The following is a 17,492-nucleotide window of genomic DNA, read 5'->3' as shown; positions in this document are numbered from 1 at the left end:
CTGTGCGGTGAGGTGGTCGACGGCGACTACCAGATGGAGACGCGTTCGCTCGGGGAGAGCCAGAGGGCGTCGCCTTCGGAGACGTCAAAAGTAGCGTAGAACTCATCGATGTTGCGGACGATCTGGTTGCACCGGAACTCGGCCGGAGCGTGCGGGTCGATGGCGAGGAGACGGATCGTCTCTTCGTCGCGCGACTTCTGCTGCCAGGCCTGGGCCCACGAGAGGAAGAAGCGCTCGGCCCCCGTCAGCCCGTCGATCACCGGTGGCTCCTGGCCGTCGAGCGAGAGCAGGTAGGCCTTCCAGGCGATGCTGAGCCCGCCGAGGTCGCCGATGTTCTCGCCGATGGTCAGTGCGCCGTTGACGTGGTGCCCGGGCGTGGTGGCCGGTGCGAGCGAGTCGTACTGCGCGATCAGGGCCCGGGTGCGCTCCTCGAACGCGGCGCGGTCCTCCTCGGTCCACCAGTCGGTCAGGCGGCCGTCGCCGTCGAAGCGCGAGCCCTGGTCGTCGAAGCCGTGGCCGATCTCGTGGCCGATGACCGCGCCGATCGCCCCGTAGTTGGCGGCGGAGTCGCGGCCCTCGTCGAAGAAGGGGAACTGCAGGATCGCGGCCGGGAAGACGATCTCGTTGAAGCCGGGGTTGTAGTAGGCGTTGATGGTCTGCGGAGTCATGAACCACTCGTCGCGATCGAGGGGGCGGCCGATCTTGCCGAGTTCGCGGTCGAACTCGAACGCGGCGACGCGGCGGGCGTTGCCGAGCAGGTCGGCCGGATCGATCGACAGCGCGGAGTAGTCGCGCCAGCGGACGGGGTAGCCGATCTTGGGAGTGAAGGTGGCGAGCTTCTCGAGCGCGCGCTCACGGGTCGCGGCACCCATCCAGTCGAGGTCGGCGATGGAGCGGCGGTAGGCCTCGATCAGGTTCTCGACGAGGACGTCCATCGCGGTCTTCGCGCTCGCGGGGAAGTGTCGGGCGACGTAGATCCGGCCGACCGCCTCGCCCAACGATCCCTCGACGAGCGAGACGCCGCGCTTCCAGCGCTCTCGCTTCTGCGGAGTGCCCGTGAGGGTTCGGCCGTAGAAGTCGAAGCTGGCGTCGACGAAGTCGCTCGACAGGTAGGCAGCGGCGGCGCGGACCACCTGCCAGGACAGCCAGTCGCGCCAGGCCGGCAGGCGCTCCTCCGTGAGGAGGCCGGCGAGACCCTGGAGGAAGCTCGGCTGGCGCACGACGACCTCGGCGAGCGCACCCTCCGGAGCACCCATCGCGGTGGACCAGACGTCGAGATCGACGCCCGCGGTGAGCTCGACGACCTCGGCCCAGGTGTGGAGGTTGTAGGTGGATCGGCTGTCGCGGCTGCGCACCTTGTCCCAGTGCACGGAGGCGAGCTCGGTCTCGAGCGCGACGATCCGCTCGGCGCGGGCCTCGGCGGCGTCGATTCCCGCGAGGCCGAGCATCCGCGCGACGAAGGGCGTGTAGGCATCGCGGACGGAGGCGAACTCGTCCTCGCGGTAGTAGCTCTCGTCCGGCAGCCCGAGGCCGCCCTGGTTGACGAAGACGAGGTAGCGCTCGGGGGCACCCGGGTCGTTGTCGACGAAGAGGCCGAAGAGCCCGGGGACGCCGGTGCGCTCGAACTCGCCGATGGCGCGGAGCAGGCCGGGGATCGAGTCGACCCGCTGCACGACGGCGAGGTCGTCGGCAATGGGGGCGGCGCCGAGCTCGTCGGCGCGGGCCTCGTCCATGAAGGAGGCGTACAGGTCGCCGAACAGGCGCTCCTCGGTGCCGTAGTGCGCGGTCTGCGCCTCGACGACGATGTCGCGCACCGCCTTCTCGGCCTCCTCCTGGAGCTGGTGGAAGGAGCCGTAGCGCGCCTTGTCGGACGGGATCTCGGTGCGGTCGATCCAGAGCCCGTTGACGTGGCGGTAGAGGTCGTCCTGCGGCCGCGTCGCGGGGTCGAGTTCGGAGAGGTCGATACCGGAGCGAGGCGTCGTCGAGGTCATGGCGGACAGCCTACGTCGGGCCGCCGACACCGGGGAGTGAGGGTCGGGCGTGCCGGGCTCGCGGGACCACGGTCGGCTCGCAGGAGAGGGGGGATTCCTGCGAGCCGACCGCGATTCGGCACGCCCGAGTCCGCCCGGCGCGCCCGATGTCGGCGGCCGGGCCCGAGGTGAGCGGGCGAGCCGCGGTCAGCGGGCGAGCTGCTCCTCGACGTACGCGCGGATCGGCGTGGTGGGGTGCCCGATCAGGCGGGCGAGCGAGCCGTCGGCCCCGCCCAGGAGGCCGTCGGCGATGTTCGCGTCGAGCCCGACGAGGAAGCCGACCCCGCCCTCGGGGACGCCCGCCTCGGTGAGGATTCGGGCGTGCTCCTCGGAGGAGACGTGCGTGATCGCGGCGTCGCGGCCCGCGACCTCGCCGACCAGGGCGGCCAGCTCGTCGAAGCTCCAGGCGACATCGCCCGCGAGCTCGTGCACGGTGCCGACGAGGGAGGCGTCGGCCAGGGCGACCGCGGCGGCCTCCGCGTAGTCGCTCCGCGCGGCGCTCGAGACTCGGCCGTCGCCGGCGCTCGAGAGCGTGGTGCCGGTGGAGGCGAGCTCCGCGACGGTCTGCTCGTAGTTCTCGTTGTACCAGCCGTTGCGGAGGATCACGGCCGGGATTCCCGCGGCGGCGATGGCCTCCTCGGTCGCCTTGTGCTCGGGGGCGAGGATCAGCGCGCTGGTGGTGGCCTCCGTGGCACTCGTGTAGACCAGGCGGGCGCCGGCGCGGGCCGCGGCCTCGATGGCGGCGGTGTGTTGCGCGACGCGCTTGCCCACCTCCGACCCCGAGACGAGGAGGACGGCCTCGGCACCGGCGAAGGCGGCGTCGAGCGAGGCGGCATCCTCGAAATCGGCGACGGCGGTGCGGACGCCGAGGTCGGCGGCGAGCGCCTCCAGCTTGGCGGCGTCGCGGCCGGTGGCGACGATGTCGGAGGCGGCGGTGCCGCGGGCGAGCAGGTGCTCGACGGCGAGGCGGCCGAGGTGGCCAGTGGCTCCGGTGACGACGAGAGTCATGAGGGGTCCTTCCTACAGGGGTGTGGCGTGCGGTTCCCGCCGCCGAAGGGGTGCAACGGCGGTTCCGTCCCGATACTTCCCGGAATGCAGTACCCACTATTTGGTTAGTACCAGGAGACCCCGATCAGAGGAGCACCGTGAGCATCGCAGAGACCCCCCTTCTTACCGGCGACGTGTACACCGCCGACTGCCCGAGCCGCGAGATCTTCGGGCACGTCACGAGCAAGTGGAGCGTGCTGGTGCTGGCAGCCCTCGCCTCCGGCACGCTGCGCTGGAGCGAGCTTCGGCGCAGGATCGGCGGGATCAGCGAGAAGATGCTCGCGCAGACGCTCCGTATTCTCGAGGAGGACGGTTTCGTGCGCCGCGATGCGCGACCGGTCGTGCCTCCGCACGTCGAGTACTGCCTGACGCCGCTCGGCGAGGAGCTCGCGGAGCGGCTGCTGCCGGTGGTCGAGTGGATCGCGGGGAACGTCGGGACGGTGCTGGAGGCACGCGCTGCGCGACGCTGAGACGTCGATCTGCTCCCTCCCGCGACGGAAACGTCCACAACCCCTTTCCCTCGCGGGGCAACGGACCCATCCTTGTGCCGTGGCCCTACAAAGGGTGCCCACACAGTCTGCCAGGAGCATCCGTGAACCCCTTCGACAACTGGCTGCCGGCGCCTGTCGAGCCCGCCGTGCACCTCACGGGAGAGGAGGCCGCGGAGTGGATGCAGGCAATCGGCTGGTGCCCGAGGAAGCCAGTGGCCGGGCTGCGCGTCGCCGGTGACGCGATCGGCGGTGTCGACTTCGCCCTCGCCCGCCTGGAGCACAACTCCCGCCACGCTGCGATGACCCGACCCGATGTCGGCGTCGCGGTGCTGAGCGTGGACACCGGCGAGCTGCGGATCCGCGGCGAGGGGATGGACGAGACGATGCACGAGGGCGACGTCCTGCTCTATCCCACCCCCGCGCGCTTCGACATCGAGAGCGAGAAGCCCTACGGAGTAGTCGAGCTGAGCTTCGAGGAGAACCGCCTCTACCGGTTCTGGGAGGGGCTGCCCGAGCGGCCAGTCATCGTCCGGGCAGAGACGACGATCGCGCGCATCGTGCGCCCGACCATCCGGACGGGGCTGGAGGCGCGACTCGATCCCGACGCTCCGACGTGGCCCCTCCTCCGCGGAGTGTTCGAGCCGCTCGTCTCGGGGCTGCTGGTCGTGATCGGCCCGCCGATCGCCTCCGGAACCACCGCCGACACGGCGGAGCTCGTGCGCACAGCGATCGGGACCATCACCGCGCGCCGGCAGGAGCCCGACTTCGACCCGCAGGCCCTCGCCGACGAGCTGGACGTGCCGCTGGCCGACCTCGAGGAGGCCTTCGTCTGCACGGGGAGGACGCCGACGCAGTTCCTGCGCGCCGCCCGCGTCGACTCCGCCCGCGAGATGCTCGCGCGCCGAGTGCTGCCCTCGTGGCACGACCAGCAGGAGCTGGCCGTGCTCGCCGGCTTCCCGACGGGCAAGGAGATGCGCCGCGCGATCAGGCTGCAGGACCTGGAGGACGCGGAGCGCTGACCGCGGAGCCCGCTCTGGACGTCCCACGACGGCCAGGAACGCGGTCGGCACGGGTGCAGCAGCGCCTCACTTCCCACAGGGAGGGACCGGCAGCACAGAACTCGTCCATGACGAACGGCCCGCCCCACGTCCGGGAAAGGATGTGGGGCGGCCGTTATGTGGACCTCTGCATCCGAGCCTGCTGAGGCAGAGCCGAAAGGACTCGCGTGCAGCCGCTTAGCGGTACTGGATGAAGTAGTACGGGGTGCCTCGCGTGCCCGAGTTGACGTCGCCCTGCTGGACTCCCGCCCCGGCCGAGTCGGTCAAGCTGAAGCTGGCGCCGCTCCGCCGAGACGCGGCGCTGGCCGGGCCGAGCCGAACAGACTGACTCCCGTGACTCCCGGGGGCGGGTCGGCGCGAGACGCCGGCACAGCAGGATCGACTCGGCGCGTGCAGCGCGGGGTCGCTCTGTCGGGCCCCGAGGCGCTCGCCTGGCTCGCCGAGCGTCAGGTCGCGGTCCGCGAGCCGGCCGAGCGGATCCGGGTCTTCGCCGACTCGATCCAGTCACCCGAGATCGGCATCGCGCGCGTCTGGACGAGCGGCCTCGACGCGCGCTTCGACGCAGCGGACCGGGCGGCGGTGGCGCTGACCCTCATCGAAGGCGCCTTCACGGTGACCGCCGGCGAGCGGACGGACGTGCTGAGGACGGGCGAGTCCCTCCTCCTGCCGCCCTCGAGCACGGTCGCGCTGGCGAGCACCTCGGCGGCAGCGTGGATCGAGGTCCGCGTGGAGCGGACCCGCTGGCTGAGCACGACCCTCCCTCCCCAGGAGCGGACCATCACGCCGCTCGCCCCCTCCGACGTCTCGCGGATCCTCACCGGACTCGTCAACTCGCTGCTCGCCTCGGAGCTCACCGGCGCGAACGCTGGCTGGGCGCACATCGAACGGGCAGTCGAAGAGACGCTGCTCGCGCTGCTCGGGGAGCGGGCCGGCCTCGCGGAGGCCGCCCGCGCCTCCTCGGCCGAGGAGGAACTGTTCCGGCGAACGATGGCGACCCTCCACGCGCACGCGAACGATCCCACCTTCACCGTCACCGAACTCGTCTCACGCCTCAACTCCTCGACCACCCGGGTCGGGCACGCCTTCACCGTGCACGGGACGACCGCGCGGCGCGAACTCCGCGCGACCCGGGCCGCGCTGGCGAGGGAGCTGCTCTCGCGTCGGCGGGTGACCTCGCGGGAGGAGATGGAGCGGATCGCTCGGCGATCCGGCTTCAGGACGGTGGAGACGATGCGGGCGACGATCAGAGCGACCGGGAGCTGAAAGGACCCGAGAACGCGAGAGGCCCGTCCCTCCCCCCGAATGGGAGGAGGGACGGGCCCGGTGGACGCTGGTGCGCGCCGCGTCAGATCGTCAGCACCTGCGCAGGCGTACGTTGATGCGGTTGGTGTCGTTGACGCCTCCGAACGCGTTCGCGGCGCTCGCTACGTTCGTCGCGATCCTCGTGTTGCCGCTGTAGAGATCACCGTTCGACGCCAGGAAGTAGTTGTAGCCCAGCGCCCTCGCCCGAGCCGGCACCGCAGGGAAGACCCGCCCGCCTGCGTAGCCCGCACCGCCGACGCTGCGCCACTGGTTCGTGGTGGTGTCGCGGATGTTGACTCGCGGCTGGTTGCTGGTGCCGCTGAACGTCGCGATGCCGGGGTACGTGCCAGAGATAGGGGCGGCGTTCGTCACGACGGTGCCGCGGAAGTACAGCGTGCTCCCGTTCTGGAAGTAGTCGTAGCCGAGGTTCCTGGAAGTGGCGGGAATGTTCGCCATCCAGGCGGGAGTCGACTCGACGCCGTTGATGTAGCGGCGCCAGACCGATCCCGCCTGCAGGGTGAGGACGTTGCCCTCACCCTGGATGTCGTAACCGACCGCCTTGGTGACGGTCCCCGGGACCGCAATGAGCGTGTTGCCGTAGTAGATGTTCCGGTTGTCACCGGTGACGAAGTAGTTGTTGCCGGCTGCGGTCACGGTCGCGGGAACGGTGAGAGCCGTCCGGGAAGCGCCGTTGTAGAGATACCAGGTGTTACCGATCTTGAAGCTGCCCTGGTTCGAGTTGGTCGTCGTCTGCCAGGCGAGGCCGCCGTTGACCGGCGTCGATCCGGCGACGGGGGCGTTCTGGTAGTAGAGCTGCCCATTCGGAGCCCGGAAGTAGTTGTACCCGTAGGGGCGGGAGCCGGCGGGGACGGCGGGGTACTCGCCGTTGTTCCCGGCGGCGTCCATGTTGACCCACACCGACCGCTCGTCGCTGGACACAGTGACCGTGCTGGTGGCCGTCGCTCCGTTACCGGAGGCGCTGAGCGTGTTGTCGGCGCCGTCGATGGCGGTCGAGGTCATCGGGGGGACCGCCGCGACCCCGTTGACGGTGGTCACGGTGCGGGTGGTGCCTCCGCCTTCGAAGAGGAAGCCGTCGGGAAGGGTGACCGTGACGGGCGTTCCGTCGGGAACAGGAGTGGTTCCATCGGTCGTGGCCCGGACGCTCACGCCGCGCAGGGTGTCGCACGAGGACTTGTTGTAGTTCGGCTGCGTGAAGGTGAGCGTCGGCACGAGAGAGGCGGCGGCGGCCGGTGTCGCAGTAGCGAGGGCGACGACAGGAATGGTCCAGGCGGCACCCTGCACGAGGGTGCGGCGGGCCGGCCCGTTGCCGTCGGGAATGCTCCAGCCGTCTCCCAGGGGAATGTCGTGGCTGTCGGGAGCAGGGGGTCGAGTCATGAGGTGTCTCCGATGTCTATCGAGAGGGATAAGCGAACGACGTTCATCGTTCTCAGCCGACACGCGATGAGGAACCGGAAGTGGCGCAGACAGGAGTTTTGACGAGGGTCCCAGGAGTTTTTGACCTCGTGGCACCGCGCCGGAGAGGGTAAAGGTTCATCGCGGGAACCGCCTCACCGTGACTGCGCGGCGGGACTCCTTCCGAGCGGAGAGCCCGATGCGCATCCCCGAGAGTCCGGAGCCGGTCGGCGAGCACGGACTCGCGCTCACGGGGTCTGAGGCGGCCGAATGGCTTCGATCCTCCGACCTGCGCCCGCTCGGTCCGGCCGGTGATCTGCGGCTGTTCGGGGATGCGATCCAGGAGCCGGGGTTCCGCATCGCCCGTTTCTGGCACAACGCACGACGCCTCGAACGCGCGCACGACGCCGCCGTCACGGTCACCCTCATCGTCGAGGGAGCCGTGACCGCCTCGGTCAACTGCGCGACGGCGACGGCGAGGGCCGGCGAGGGGCTGATCCAGTACGCCGCCACGAGCATCACTCTCGACAGCGACGGACCGTGCGGTGTGGTCGAGATGCGCGTCGCTCCGGGCTACTTCGAACGATTCTGGGTGGAGGCCAACGACGGACTGACCGTCGTGCCGGCCGATCTCCCCTCGGTACGAGCGCTCCTGGCGACGGCTATGGCCGTGCTCACCGCACCGACGGAGACGTCGGACGGCTGGCCCTACCTCCGCGGCACCCTCGAGAACGCACTCGGCGCTGTGCTCACCGACGTGGGCCCGGCGCTCTCGTTGCCCGCGTCGACGGGAGTACTGCGGCGGGCCCGCGCGCTGATCCTGCGGCGTCGGAGTCAGCCCGACTTCGACGTCCGCGCTCTGGCCGCCGAGCTCTCGATCTCGACGAGCGCGCTGCATGCGGCGTTCGCCCGCATCGGGACGACGCCGCTGCGGGCGATCCGGGCCGCACGAGCCGCCGCCGCCCGCGAGATCTTGGAGCGCCGCCCCTCGTCCGATCGCGCCGACGTGGACGAAGTGGCGCGCCTGACGGGATTCGGGACGTCGGCGAAGATGCTCAAAGCACTGCGGGCCGAGGCCACCGCGCACGGGAGGCCAACGAGCGACCCCCGCCACACGGCAGCGGACGATGCAACCAGGAGAGCAGCCTCTCTCGGCAGGACACCGGGTCGCAGCACCGTCCACCCCGTACGGGGACACCCGAATCTCTCCTCGGCGGCCGAAACCTCTCCTTCCGGCCGGTCGGCTCGCCCTGATCGCGACTCTGGTGGTCGGACGTCGGACAGATCCGACGGCGTACCTCATCCGAGAAGGACATCACGTGACTGAACAGAACCACTCCGCCGCCCCGAGCGGCGAGAGCACCACCCCCGGCGGAATCCACCGCCGCACCATCGTCGCCGGCGCCGCCTGGTCGGTCCCCGTCGTCGGTGCGGCCGTCGGCGCACCGCTCGCCGCCGCCTCCACCACCCCGACGAACCCGCGCGTCGAGTTCCTCCAGAGCAGCTACAGGGCAGATCCCTGCGCGCGGCTCACCGGAGTACGGGTGCGCGCCTTCGACGGCACCGCCACCACTCCGAACGCGAACGTGACCATCACGCTCCCCGGCGGCTTCAAGTTCGCCGACGGCACGACCACCAAGGTCGTCCGCACCGGCGCCGACGGCACCGCGACACTCCCGGCGATCACCGTCACCTCCCCCGACGGCACCAAGTCGTTCTCGGCGGCCTACGGCACCGCCGGAGCCACCACGAACGTGGTCACCGACTCCTCCGCTCGCGGCATCTGGGGCGTCGAGAACGGGGCGGCGCGTACGTTCACGCGCTTCCCCGCCGTCCCGGTCGCGTCGACGCCGCAGGGCTACAACTACTTCGTCGGCCCCGGCGGGCAGCTGTGGTACAACAACGGCACGGTCGCCGACGCGAACAACGTGTCCGGCATCGGTCAGGGCGCCTGGCAGACCACCAGCCCGGCCAACCACGCCTCGGTGAAGCTGGACAACAACCGCTGGTGGGACGTCGCGGGCAGCAACCTGCAGCGCCCGGCGCTGGGCGTCGCCTCCAACTACAACGCTCTGGGCAACAACTACTTCACCGCCCCCAATGGCACCAACCCCGACTTCGTCTACTCGACGGTCAACGGCACCTTCCCCTTCACGGTCGCCGGATCGCCGAACAAGGCCAACGCCTACGACATCTCCGGTGATGGCGCTGTGATGACCTTCTACGGCAACGTCAACGGCACCAACGGCTGGTGGCGCGTCGTCAACGGCGCCTGGGGCTCGATCACAGCGATCCCCAACGTGCCGGCCAACGCCACGAACCTGGGCTACGACTTCTTCCAGTCGGGCTCGAACCTGTACTACAAGGGCACCCGTGTCGCCACGCAGGCCCCGACGTCGACCGAGTACCCCGGCATCAAGGCGTTCATGGGAACGGGCAACACCCCCCGTATCAACACCCGCAACCCTTCGGGCGTCTGGCACAGCGGCAACGCCACTAACCCCTGGGCGACTCCGTACCCGAACGTGCCGAGCCGGTCGAAGCCGCTGGGCTACAACTACTTCCTCGACGAGGACGGCAACCTCTGGTTCGGCAACAGCATCGTCCAGACCGGTGTCGCCTCGGCCACCGTGGCGTTCTCGGGGATCGGCGACGACAACCTCGTGAACCTGCGACTGCGCGACTGCCCCTGATCAGGGACGGGGAGTCGTCGGCGCCTGTCGGCGGCTCCCCGGGCACGCAGGGAGGGAGGCACGGGCGAACCGCGCCTCCCTCCCTGCGTGTGCGAGCGGTCGGGGTCGTCGCGGCTAGCGGGCCGCGGCGACCCCCTGCTGCGTTGCGTGGGACGCCGCCTCCCGCCGCAGCACCCGCTGCAGGTGCGCTGCGGAGCTGAAGCCCGCTGCCTGCGCCACCCACCCGCGATCGCGCCGCCGCTCGGGCGAACCCGAGGCGAGGAGCCGCTGCGCCTCCTCGATGCGGTACCGCTCGATGGCGCGCCGCGGGGTCTCGCTGGAGGCCTCGAAGATCCGGTGCAGGTGGCTCTCGGAGCAGCGGAGGAGACGCGCGAGGGCGGTCACGGTGAAATCCTGCTCGTGAGCGTGGCGGCGGATGAGCCGCAGCGCGCGCTCGAGATCGGTGGACTCACCGTCGCCGAGTGCACCCCCGGCGATCGGGAGGCCCCCGGCAACGAGCTGCTCGGCCGCGAGGGAGTAGTGGCCGAAGGCGCGCTCCGACTCCTCCACCGGCTGATTGAGCATCGCGTTGGCCGTGAACATGAGCATCCGCGACCCCAGGGTCTGCAACGGGAGCGGACGCTCGAAGCACTCCGCGAAGACGGGGGACCGCAGGATCGTGGGACGCAGCTGCCATTCGAACCGGGCCCACTGGCTCTCGGTCCGCACCTCCACCGCCTCACGCGAGCCCAGGAGCATCACCTGGCCGGCCTCGAGGAGGCTCGTGCCGCGGTGCGTCAGCATCCTGGCCTCCCCCTCGACCGTGAGGAGCACCCGGATCGCCTCACCCTGCGGGACCAGCGCGTACTCAGCGGCGGTGGGCGTCCACGACCGGCTAACGGTGAACGGGCCAGATGAGACGACGTCGAGCGTCGTGCCGACGACGACGGGGGTGAGCGGCGTCCAGCCGATGCTATGGAAGTCGATCGCGCCGCTCGAGCGCGGGTTCATGAGACGCTCTCGGGATGCAGGGGCGGAGGCAGGAGGGATTCCTGCGGCGCCGAACCGTCCCGCGCCTCCTCGTCCTGCATGTCCATCGCCAGGACCTCGACACCGTCACGGGTCCAGACCGGGCCCGGCACCACGACCCGGGCCGCAGAGTCGCCGTCGGCCGGCAGGATCCAGCCCTCGCCCGCTCGGACGACGTGTGCGGGTGCGGTCATGCGAGCTCCAAGCGGGACGGGGAGGCGATGCCCTCATCCTGATGAGCCTGAGCGGACCTCGAACATCGTTCTCCCCGGTCCGAGGACGTTTCGGTCGGATCGGTGGACGAAATCGCCGCCGAGGCGGTCACGGTCCGCTCGTGCTCCGGCGATCCTGGAAGGACACTGGAGATCGGTCCGCCGCCGCCCTCTCCAAGAAGGACCGATGACATTCCGCGAGCACCGTCCGGCCCCCCGCGGGATCAACCTCGCCGCGCAGGCGGCGGCTCGATGGATGACGGGGTTCGGCTGGAGCACACGCGGCAGCACGGCGGGCCTGCGCGTGTTCGGGAACGTCCTCGACGACGAGGACTTCACGATCGCGCGGGTGTGGCACACAGCGCGGCGGGTCGACCGCCGGAGCGAGCGCTGGGGCGTGGCCGTGGTCCTCGTCGTCGAGGGCACGCTGTCGGTGCGGAGCGACGGGTTCCACGCGATATTGAGCGAGGGCCAGGGACTCGTGCACCGCACGTCCTCCGCACTCTCGGTCGAGAGCGAGCAGCCGCACGGGACGGTCGAGGTGCTCCTGGGTAACGACTACCTCGACCGCTACTGGAACGACGTACCCGAACGCCCGGTCGTCCTGGGCACCGATCTGGCGTCGTCGCGCGTCCTGCTCGCGACGACCATGAGCACTCTCTCGTCGACGGTGAAGCCGGGAGACGACCACTGGCAGCCGCTCCGGGCCGCGGTCGAGAACGTGGTCGACGCCCTGCTCATCGAGACGGGGCCTCAGCTCGGGTCGTCGGCTCCGGCCGACTCGGCTCGGGTGGTCCGTCGGGCCATGTCGGTGATCCGGGATCGGGCGAGCGAGTCCTCGTTCGACGTCGACGCTCTGGCGGCCGAGCTCTCGCTCTCTCGCAGTGCTCTGTACGCCGCTTTCGCGAGGACAGGCAGGACTCCCGCGCGTGCCATCCGGGCGGCCCGCACGGCGGAGGCCCGTGCGATGCTGGCCCGGCGTCCCTCGCCCTCCTCCTCTGACCTCAGCGACGTCGCTCGGCTCTCGGGCCTCGGGACGAGCCGACGCCTGCGGGCGGCACTGGACTCCGAGGCGCGGAGCAGCGGCGCGGGGAACTGACGACGAAGGCCCGCCCCTCCTCACGACGAGGACGGACGGGCCTTCGATCAGCGACTCACCACGAGTCGCTGCAGTGCGGTCTACCAGCGACTCACCACGAGTCGCTGCAGTGCGGTCTACGCGCAGCCGGTGTAGGGCTTGATGTAGTAGACCAGCGGGCGTCCACCGGACACTCCGACGTCCATCGCGACCACGCCGGTGTCGCGGCGGGCACCGTTGGCACGGAGCTCGTTGCCGTTGAGGAACGCGTAGGTCGAGAACCCGTTCGCGTTCTCGGCGGCCTCGAAGCGCGAGATGTCAGTGATCGAGCCGGACGGCTCGGTGGCCTGCGACTCCTCGGCGCTGGCGACGCCGTTGGTCCAGGTGATCTTCTGCACGGCGCCGCCGTTGCTCATGTAGATGATCGTCGGGTTTCCGGCTGTGGTGCCGGTGTCGGCCTGCGCCACACCGCCGCTGCGGAGCTGGGTCCAGGGGCCCCAGCTCAGGTCGGGCTGCTGCGCGATGGCCGAGAGGCCGCCGTTGGTGTCGCGGATCATGATGACCGAGAGGCCACCCGAGTTCTCGACGACCTCATAGCGCTGGATCCGTGCGGCCAGACCCGGGGTGATGGTGCCGATCCGGGTGTTGGCGCCGTTGACGCGGACCCAGACAGCGCCATCGGAGGTCACGAACGACACGAACGGCGTGTTGTTGGTGACCCCGGTGTCAGCGGCCGTGACGTTGCCCGATGCGGTGACGCCGTTGACGACGAGACGCTGGCTCGAGTCGGTGCCGGTCAGCAGCATCCAGGTGGAGTCGCCGGAAGGGTTCTCGACGGCCTCGAAGCGCACGCCGTCGCGGCTCAGCGTGTTGCTGATGCCCGTCTCACGACGGACGATGCCGTTGGCCTGGCTCCACACGTAGGAGCTGCCGTCGTTCTTGAGGTAGGTGACACCCGGAGTGGCGTTCGACGCCGAGGTGTCGGCCTGCAGAACGCCGGTGTCGCGGCGGGCACCGTTGGCCCACAGATCGCCGTTCTCGTAGAGCGTCAGGGTGGTCGACGAACCCGTCGGGTTGTCGGTCGCCTCGAAGCGCACGATCCCGTTGACCGGCTGGTTGGCGGCCTGAACCGTGTAGCTGGAGTCGGCCGGGTTCCACGCGATGATGTCGCCGAGGCCGGACCGGTCCGACGTCGTGGCGCGCGCGCGATCAGTGTCCGTGAGGCTGTTGTCGGTGACGGTCAGGTTGTAGGTGCCGTCATCGTTCGTGCGGTACGGAGCGACGAGCTGGTAGGACGCGACACCCTGCGAGTTGGTGCGCACCGAACGACGGTTCGTGCCGCCGTCCGGCCAGGTCCAACCGCTCGGAGGTGTGACGAAGGTCGCCTTGCCCGCAGCCGGAGTCGTGCCGTCGGTGGTCGCACGAGCGGTGAAAGTACCGGTCTCGCAGCCCTTGACGTTCGGGACGCTGATCCACTGCAGGGTCGGGGTCAGCGGGGGGTTCGAGGCGGCGAACGCGGGGGTCGCGACGGATGCCGCGACGATCGGGACGGTCCATGCCGCGCCCTGGACGATGGTGCGGCGCTGGACGCGGCCGCTCTCGGGCTGGTCGGAGTGGGGGGTGTGGTCAGTCATAGGTGCCTTTCGGGTGGCGGAATCGGACTTGTCGATTGATCCTCGTCAACCACACCGGGATGCGCAGAATTCAAGGGAACCTCATGCCGGTTTTCGGCGGGTTTGACGCCATATCCGTTCGGAGGGTACGGAGAGTCTGAAAATCCTCTCCGGAACGAGGACGGCCCGCCCCTCCTCACGAGGAGGACGGACGGGCCCGAGGCCGGCGGCTCGGAGGGAGTCGCCGGCGCGGTCGGTCTCGGTGCAGCCGGTGCCGGGAGTGATGGAGAAGACCTGCGCGCGTCCGCCGAACCTCCCCCTCCATCGCGACACGCGGGTGTCGGTGCGGCCTCCATCGGTGCGCAGCTCCTCCCCGTTGAGGAACGTCGGGACTTCAGAGGCCGGTCCGCACCAGGATCAGGAGCGTCCGGGTCCCGATCCGCTCGACACGGCGACCAACCGCGCGACGGACGACCGGCACGACGAAGGCCCGCCCCTCCTCACGAGGAGGACGGACGGGCCTTCGATCAGCGGCCCCGAGGGAGCCGCCACTGTGCTGCTTACGCGCAGTCGGTGTAGGGCTTGATGTAGAACACCAGCGGGCGACCGCCGGAGACTCCCACGTCCATGGCGATGACGCCGGTGTCGGTGCGGCTGCCGTTGGTGCGCAGCTCATCCCCGTTGAGGAAGCTGTAGGTCGAGAAGCCGTTCGGGTTCTCGGCCGCCTCGAAGCGGGAGATGTTGCCGATCGAGCCGGCGGGCTCGGTCGCCTGCAGCTGCTCGGACGGCGAGAGGACGCCGTTCACCCAGGTGATCTTCTGCACGACACCGGAGTTGTTCATGTAGATGACCGTCGGGTTACCGGCAGTGACGCCGGTGTCGGCCTGCGCGACCCCACCGCTGTGGAGCTGGGTCCACGGGCCCCAGCTGCCATCGGGCTGCTGCGCGAGCGCCGACAGGCCACCGTTGGTGTCGTGGATCATGATCACGGACAGGCCGCTGGAGTTCTCGACGACCTCGAGGCGACGAATCCGCGCGGCGAGACCAGGAGTGATGGTGCCGACCTGCGTCGTCGTGCTGCCCGTGCGAGTGAAGACACCGCCCGTGGAGGTGACGTAGGTCGTGAACGGAGTCCCGTTCGAGAGCCCCGTGTCGGCCGCAACGACTCCAGTCGCCACAGTGCCGCCGTTGATGACGAGGCGCTGGCTGGTGCTGGTACCGGTGAGCAGCATCCAGGTCGACGGGCCGCCGGAGTTCTCGACAGCCTCGAAACGCACGCCATCGCGGCTGATCGTGTTGCTGATGCCGGTCTCGCGGAGGCGGATACCGGTGGACTGGCTCCAGACGTAGGAGTTGCCGTCGTTCTTGATGTAGGTGACACCGGGGTTGCCGTTGGAGCCGGACGAGTCGGCCTGGATCACGCCGGTGTCGCGGAGGGCGCCGTTCGCCCAGAGCTCGCCGTTGGAGTACAGCGTCATCGTGGTCGACGAACCAGTGGGGTTGTCGGTCGCCTCGAAGCGCGTGACGCCCGTGGTCGGCTGGTTCGTGGCCTGCACGTTGTAGCTCGAGTCGGCCGGGTTGAAGGCGATGATGTCGCCCTTGCCGGAGCGGTCCGAGGTGTTCACTCGGGCCGTGTCGGTGTCGGTGAGGCTGTTGTCGGTGATCGACAGGTTGTAGGCGCCGTCACTGTTGGTCCGGAACGGAGCGACGAGCTGGTACGACGCGATGCCCTGCGAGTTGGTGCGCACCGAGCGGCGGTTCGTGCCGCCGTCCGGCCAGGTCCAGCCGCTCGGAGGAGTGACGAAGGTCGCCTTGTTCACAGCCGGCGTGGTGCCGTCGGTGGTCGCACGAGCGGTGAAGGTACCGGTCTCGCAGCCCTTGACGGTCGGCACGCTGGTCCACTGCAGGGTCGGGACGAGCGGCGGGTTCGATGCGGCGAACGCCGGGGTGGCGATCGAGGCGGCGACCACGGGGACGGTCCATGCCGCGCCCTGCACGATCGTGCGGCGCTGGACGCGACCGCGGCCTGAGCCGTCGGGATTCTGTTCGGGGGTAGTGGAGTCGTGCGCCATGTGAGCGGCCCTTCTTGGTTGCGTTTCGGGTACGTGGCTCATCCTCAGGAGCGCTCGGTCACCGCCCCTAACATGAGGGAGGCTTAAGCCGGAAAGTGCTGGTTCTGACTCCATCTCTCCGTTTTTTGCGGGTCGCTGGCCGCGAGATCCCGCTTTTCGCGGTACCCCTCGCCCGTCGACGCCGGCGCCACCTCGCCGTCCTCGCAGCCCGCCCGAGCACTCAACGCCGCACTGAACGAGTGCACTGAACCGAGTGCCCTGAACCGAGTGCCCGCATACCGCCTTCTCGCGCCAATCCTCGCGCGGTGAGAGACATCACCAGGGGGGCACGTCCAAGCTCGTTGTGTGCGCGCTCTCAGCGCCGGAAGGACGACGATGACCAGCTCGACCACTGAGCGCCCCGCCCCGCAGATCCTGACCGGTGAAGACTCCGAGCGCTGGTTCCGCGACCGCGACGTGCGGGTCTCCTCCGCGCACCGGATCCGCCTCTACTCGGACGAGATCATCGGCGGATCCGAGTTCCGGCTCGCGCGGATCTGGCACTCGCCCGCCGAGCTCGCCCTCTCCACTCCTCCGGGCTGCGTACTGCTCGTCCTCCAGGTCGAGGGCTCGCTCGAGGTGACCCCGCAGCACTCCGAGCACCCGGGCCCCGGAGGGGCGACGCGGCGACTCGAGCTGCGCGACCTCGCCATCCTCCCTCCCGCCACCCGCTTCAGCTTCGCCGCCACCGAGAACAGTGCGCGCTACGAACTGACGGTGAGCATCGATGCCCTGCCGCCGAGCACGGCAGCAGCCCTCGCGTCCGGCGGGATCCGCCGAGCGGAGCCCGGACCGATGCAGGCCGTGCTGCTGTCGGCCGCGACGGAGGCGCTCAACCAGCGACCGCAGCCCGAGGACCCGGGCTTCGCGTTCCTCCAGCTCGCTCTCACCGACATCGCCGGCGGAGTGCTGTTCGAGGCTCTGCGGGTGCGCTCCAGCGGCCGCTTCGCGCGGCCCGATGAGCTGCGCGAGCGGGCGGAGGACGCGATCCTCCTGCACGCGGGCGATCCGGACTTCTCGGTCACCGACCTCGCCTCGGTCGTCGAGATCTCGGCGGACTACCTCTTCCGCGTGTTCCGCACGGTCGGAGTCACACCGGCGCAGGCCATCCGCCGCCGCCGCGTCACCCTCGCTCACGCGCACCTCGAGCGGCGGGCCGGAGGCTCGGCGCTCACCCGCGACGACATCGCCCGGCTCTCGGGGTTCCGCTCGGCCGAGGCCCTGCGGCGTGCGCTGCGGGGGGAGGCGGCGCACCGCTCCACCGCGAGCGACGCCGCCGACATCGCGGACGTGGCCGAACGCTGACGCGGGCCGCCTGACGGCGGGAGCCGCCGCCGTTCACCTCCCGTTCAAGCCCCGGTCGCCTCCCCCTCTCGTCCCGGTTCGCTCGCCTTGGTTGCCTCGACGCATCCCACGCCCGGTGACCCGAAGGACGA

14 protein-coding genes are annotated in these 17,492 nt (G+C 70.1%); 7 read left to right on the top strand and 7 right to left on the bottom strand.

Annotated elements, in window-relative coordinates; all coding sequences use genetic code 11:
• Positions 1–26: 26 nt before the first annotated feature.
• A complete protein-coding gene (locus GSU10_RS00515) occupies positions 27–1,991 on the bottom strand; it encodes a M13 family metallopeptidase (protein WP_068210441.1) in 1,965 nt (654 codons plus the stop codon).
• A gap of 186 nt (positions 1,992–2,177) precedes the next feature.
• On the bottom strand, positions 2,178–3,038 hold the full coding sequence (locus tag GSU10_RS00510) for an NmrA family NAD(P)-binding protein (protein WP_068210440.1): 861 nt from the start codon (positions 3,036–3,038) through the stop codon (positions 2,178–2,180).
• Positions 3,039–3,175: 137 nt separating this feature from the next.
• Here GSU10_RS00510 and GSU10_RS00505 point away from each other — a divergent pair, with 137 nt between their 5' ends.
• The 3 genes from GSU10_RS00505 to GSU10_RS00495 all read left to right on the top strand — a co-directional run bounded on the left by GSU10_RS00505 (position 3,176) and on the right by GSU10_RS00495 (position 5,889).
• Positions 3,176–3,547 (top strand): winged helix-turn-helix transcriptional regulator, encoded by a 372-nt coding sequence (locus GSU10_RS00505; RefSeq protein WP_068210437.1) that lies wholly within the window; start codon positions 3,176–3,178, stop codon positions 3,545–3,547.
• A gap of 122 nt (positions 3,548–3,669) precedes the next feature.
• Positions 3,670–4,587, top strand: coding sequence for a helix-turn-helix domain-containing protein (locus tag GSU10_RS00500; RefSeq protein WP_068210434.1), 918 nt, complete (start codon positions 3,670–3,672; stop codon positions 4,585–4,587).
• A gap of 429 nt (positions 4,588–5,016) precedes the next feature.
• Positions 5,017–5,889 carry a hypothetical protein gene (locus GSU10_RS00495; RefSeq protein WP_068210432.1) on the top strand — a complete coding sequence of 291 codons (873 nt, stop codon included), beginning with the start codon at positions 5,017–5,019 and terminating at the stop codon, positions 5,887–5,889.
• Between the two features lie 90 nt (positions 5,890–5,979).
• Here GSU10_RS00495 and GSU10_RS00490 read toward each other — a convergent pair whose 3' ends face one another.
• Positions 5,980–7,323, bottom strand: a complete 1,344-nt coding sequence (locus GSU10_RS00490; RefSeq protein ID WP_068210426.1) for a hypothetical protein — start codon at positions 7,321–7,323, stop codon at positions 5,980–5,982.
• A 217-nt stretch (positions 7,324–7,540) separates the two neighbouring features.
• On the opposite strand from GSU10_RS00490, the gene GSU10_RS00485 reads away from it, so the two are divergent.
• Positions 7,541–8,668, top strand: coding sequence for a helix-turn-helix domain-containing protein (locus GSU10_RS00485; protein WP_068210423.1), 1,128 nt, complete (start codon positions 7,541–7,543; stop codon positions 8,666–8,668).
• Positions 8,661–10,034, top strand: coding sequence for a hypothetical protein (locus tag GSU10_RS00480; protein WP_132504646.1), 1,374 nt, complete (start codon positions 8,661–8,663; stop codon positions 10,032–10,034). Before GSU10_RS00485 ends, GSU10_RS00480 begins: the two co-directional genes overlap by 8 nt.
• A 114-nt stretch (positions 10,035–10,148) precedes the next feature.
• Here GSU10_RS00480 and GSU10_RS00475 read toward each other — a convergent pair whose 3' ends face one another.
• Both GSU10_RS00475 and GSU10_RS00470 read right to left on the bottom strand, forming a co-directional pair.
• Complete coding sequence (locus tag GSU10_RS00475; RefSeq protein ID WP_068210417.1) at positions 10,149–11,024, bottom strand: AraC family transcriptional regulator; 876 nt, start codon at positions 11,022–11,024, stop codon at positions 10,149–10,151.
• On the bottom strand, positions 11,021–11,236 hold the full coding sequence (locus GSU10_RS00470) for a hypothetical protein (RefSeq protein WP_068210416.1): 216 nt from the start codon (positions 11,234–11,236) through the stop codon (positions 11,021–11,023). Before GSU10_RS00470 ends, GSU10_RS00475 begins: the two co-directional genes overlap by 4 nt.
• 205 nt (positions 11,237–11,441) lie before the next feature.
• On the opposite strand from GSU10_RS00470, the gene GSU10_RS00465 reads away from it, so the two are divergent.
• Positions 11,442–12,353: a hypothetical protein gene (locus GSU10_RS00465; protein WP_132504644.1), complete on the top strand. Its 912-nt coding sequence runs from the start codon at positions 11,442–11,444 to the stop codon at positions 12,351–12,353.
• Between the two features lie 116 nt (positions 12,354–12,469).
• Here GSU10_RS00465 and GSU10_RS00460 read toward each other — a convergent pair whose 3' ends face one another.
• On the bottom strand, positions 12,470–13,966 hold the full coding sequence (locus GSU10_RS00460; RefSeq protein WP_068210409.1) for a hypothetical protein: 1,497 nt from the start codon (positions 13,964–13,966) through the stop codon (positions 12,470–12,472).
• Positions 13,967–14,505: 539 nt separating this feature from the next.
• Positions 14,506–16,017 carry a hypothetical protein gene (locus GSU10_RS00455; protein ID WP_068210406.1) on the bottom strand — a complete coding sequence of 504 codons (1,512 nt, stop codon included), beginning with the start codon at positions 16,015–16,017 and terminating at the stop codon, positions 14,506–14,508.
• 375 nt (positions 16,018–16,392) lie between these two features.
• On the opposite strand from GSU10_RS00455, the gene GSU10_RS00450 reads away from it, so the two are divergent.
• Positions 16,393–17,361: an AraC family transcriptional regulator gene (locus tag GSU10_RS00450; RefSeq protein ID WP_068210396.1), complete on the top strand. Its 969-nt coding sequence runs from the start codon at positions 16,393–16,395 to the stop codon at positions 17,359–17,361.
• Positions 17,362–17,492 lie beyond the last annotated feature (131 nt).

Origin of the sequence: Rathayibacter tanaceti (assembly GCF_009834165.1) — a bacterium.
Classification (GTDB): Bacteria; Actinomycetota; Actinomycetes; order Actinomycetales; family Microbacteriaceae; genus Rathayibacter; species Rathayibacter tanaceti.
Note: the sequence above shows the minus strand (reverse complement) of the source record. Positions and strands in the feature narration are given on the sequence as shown.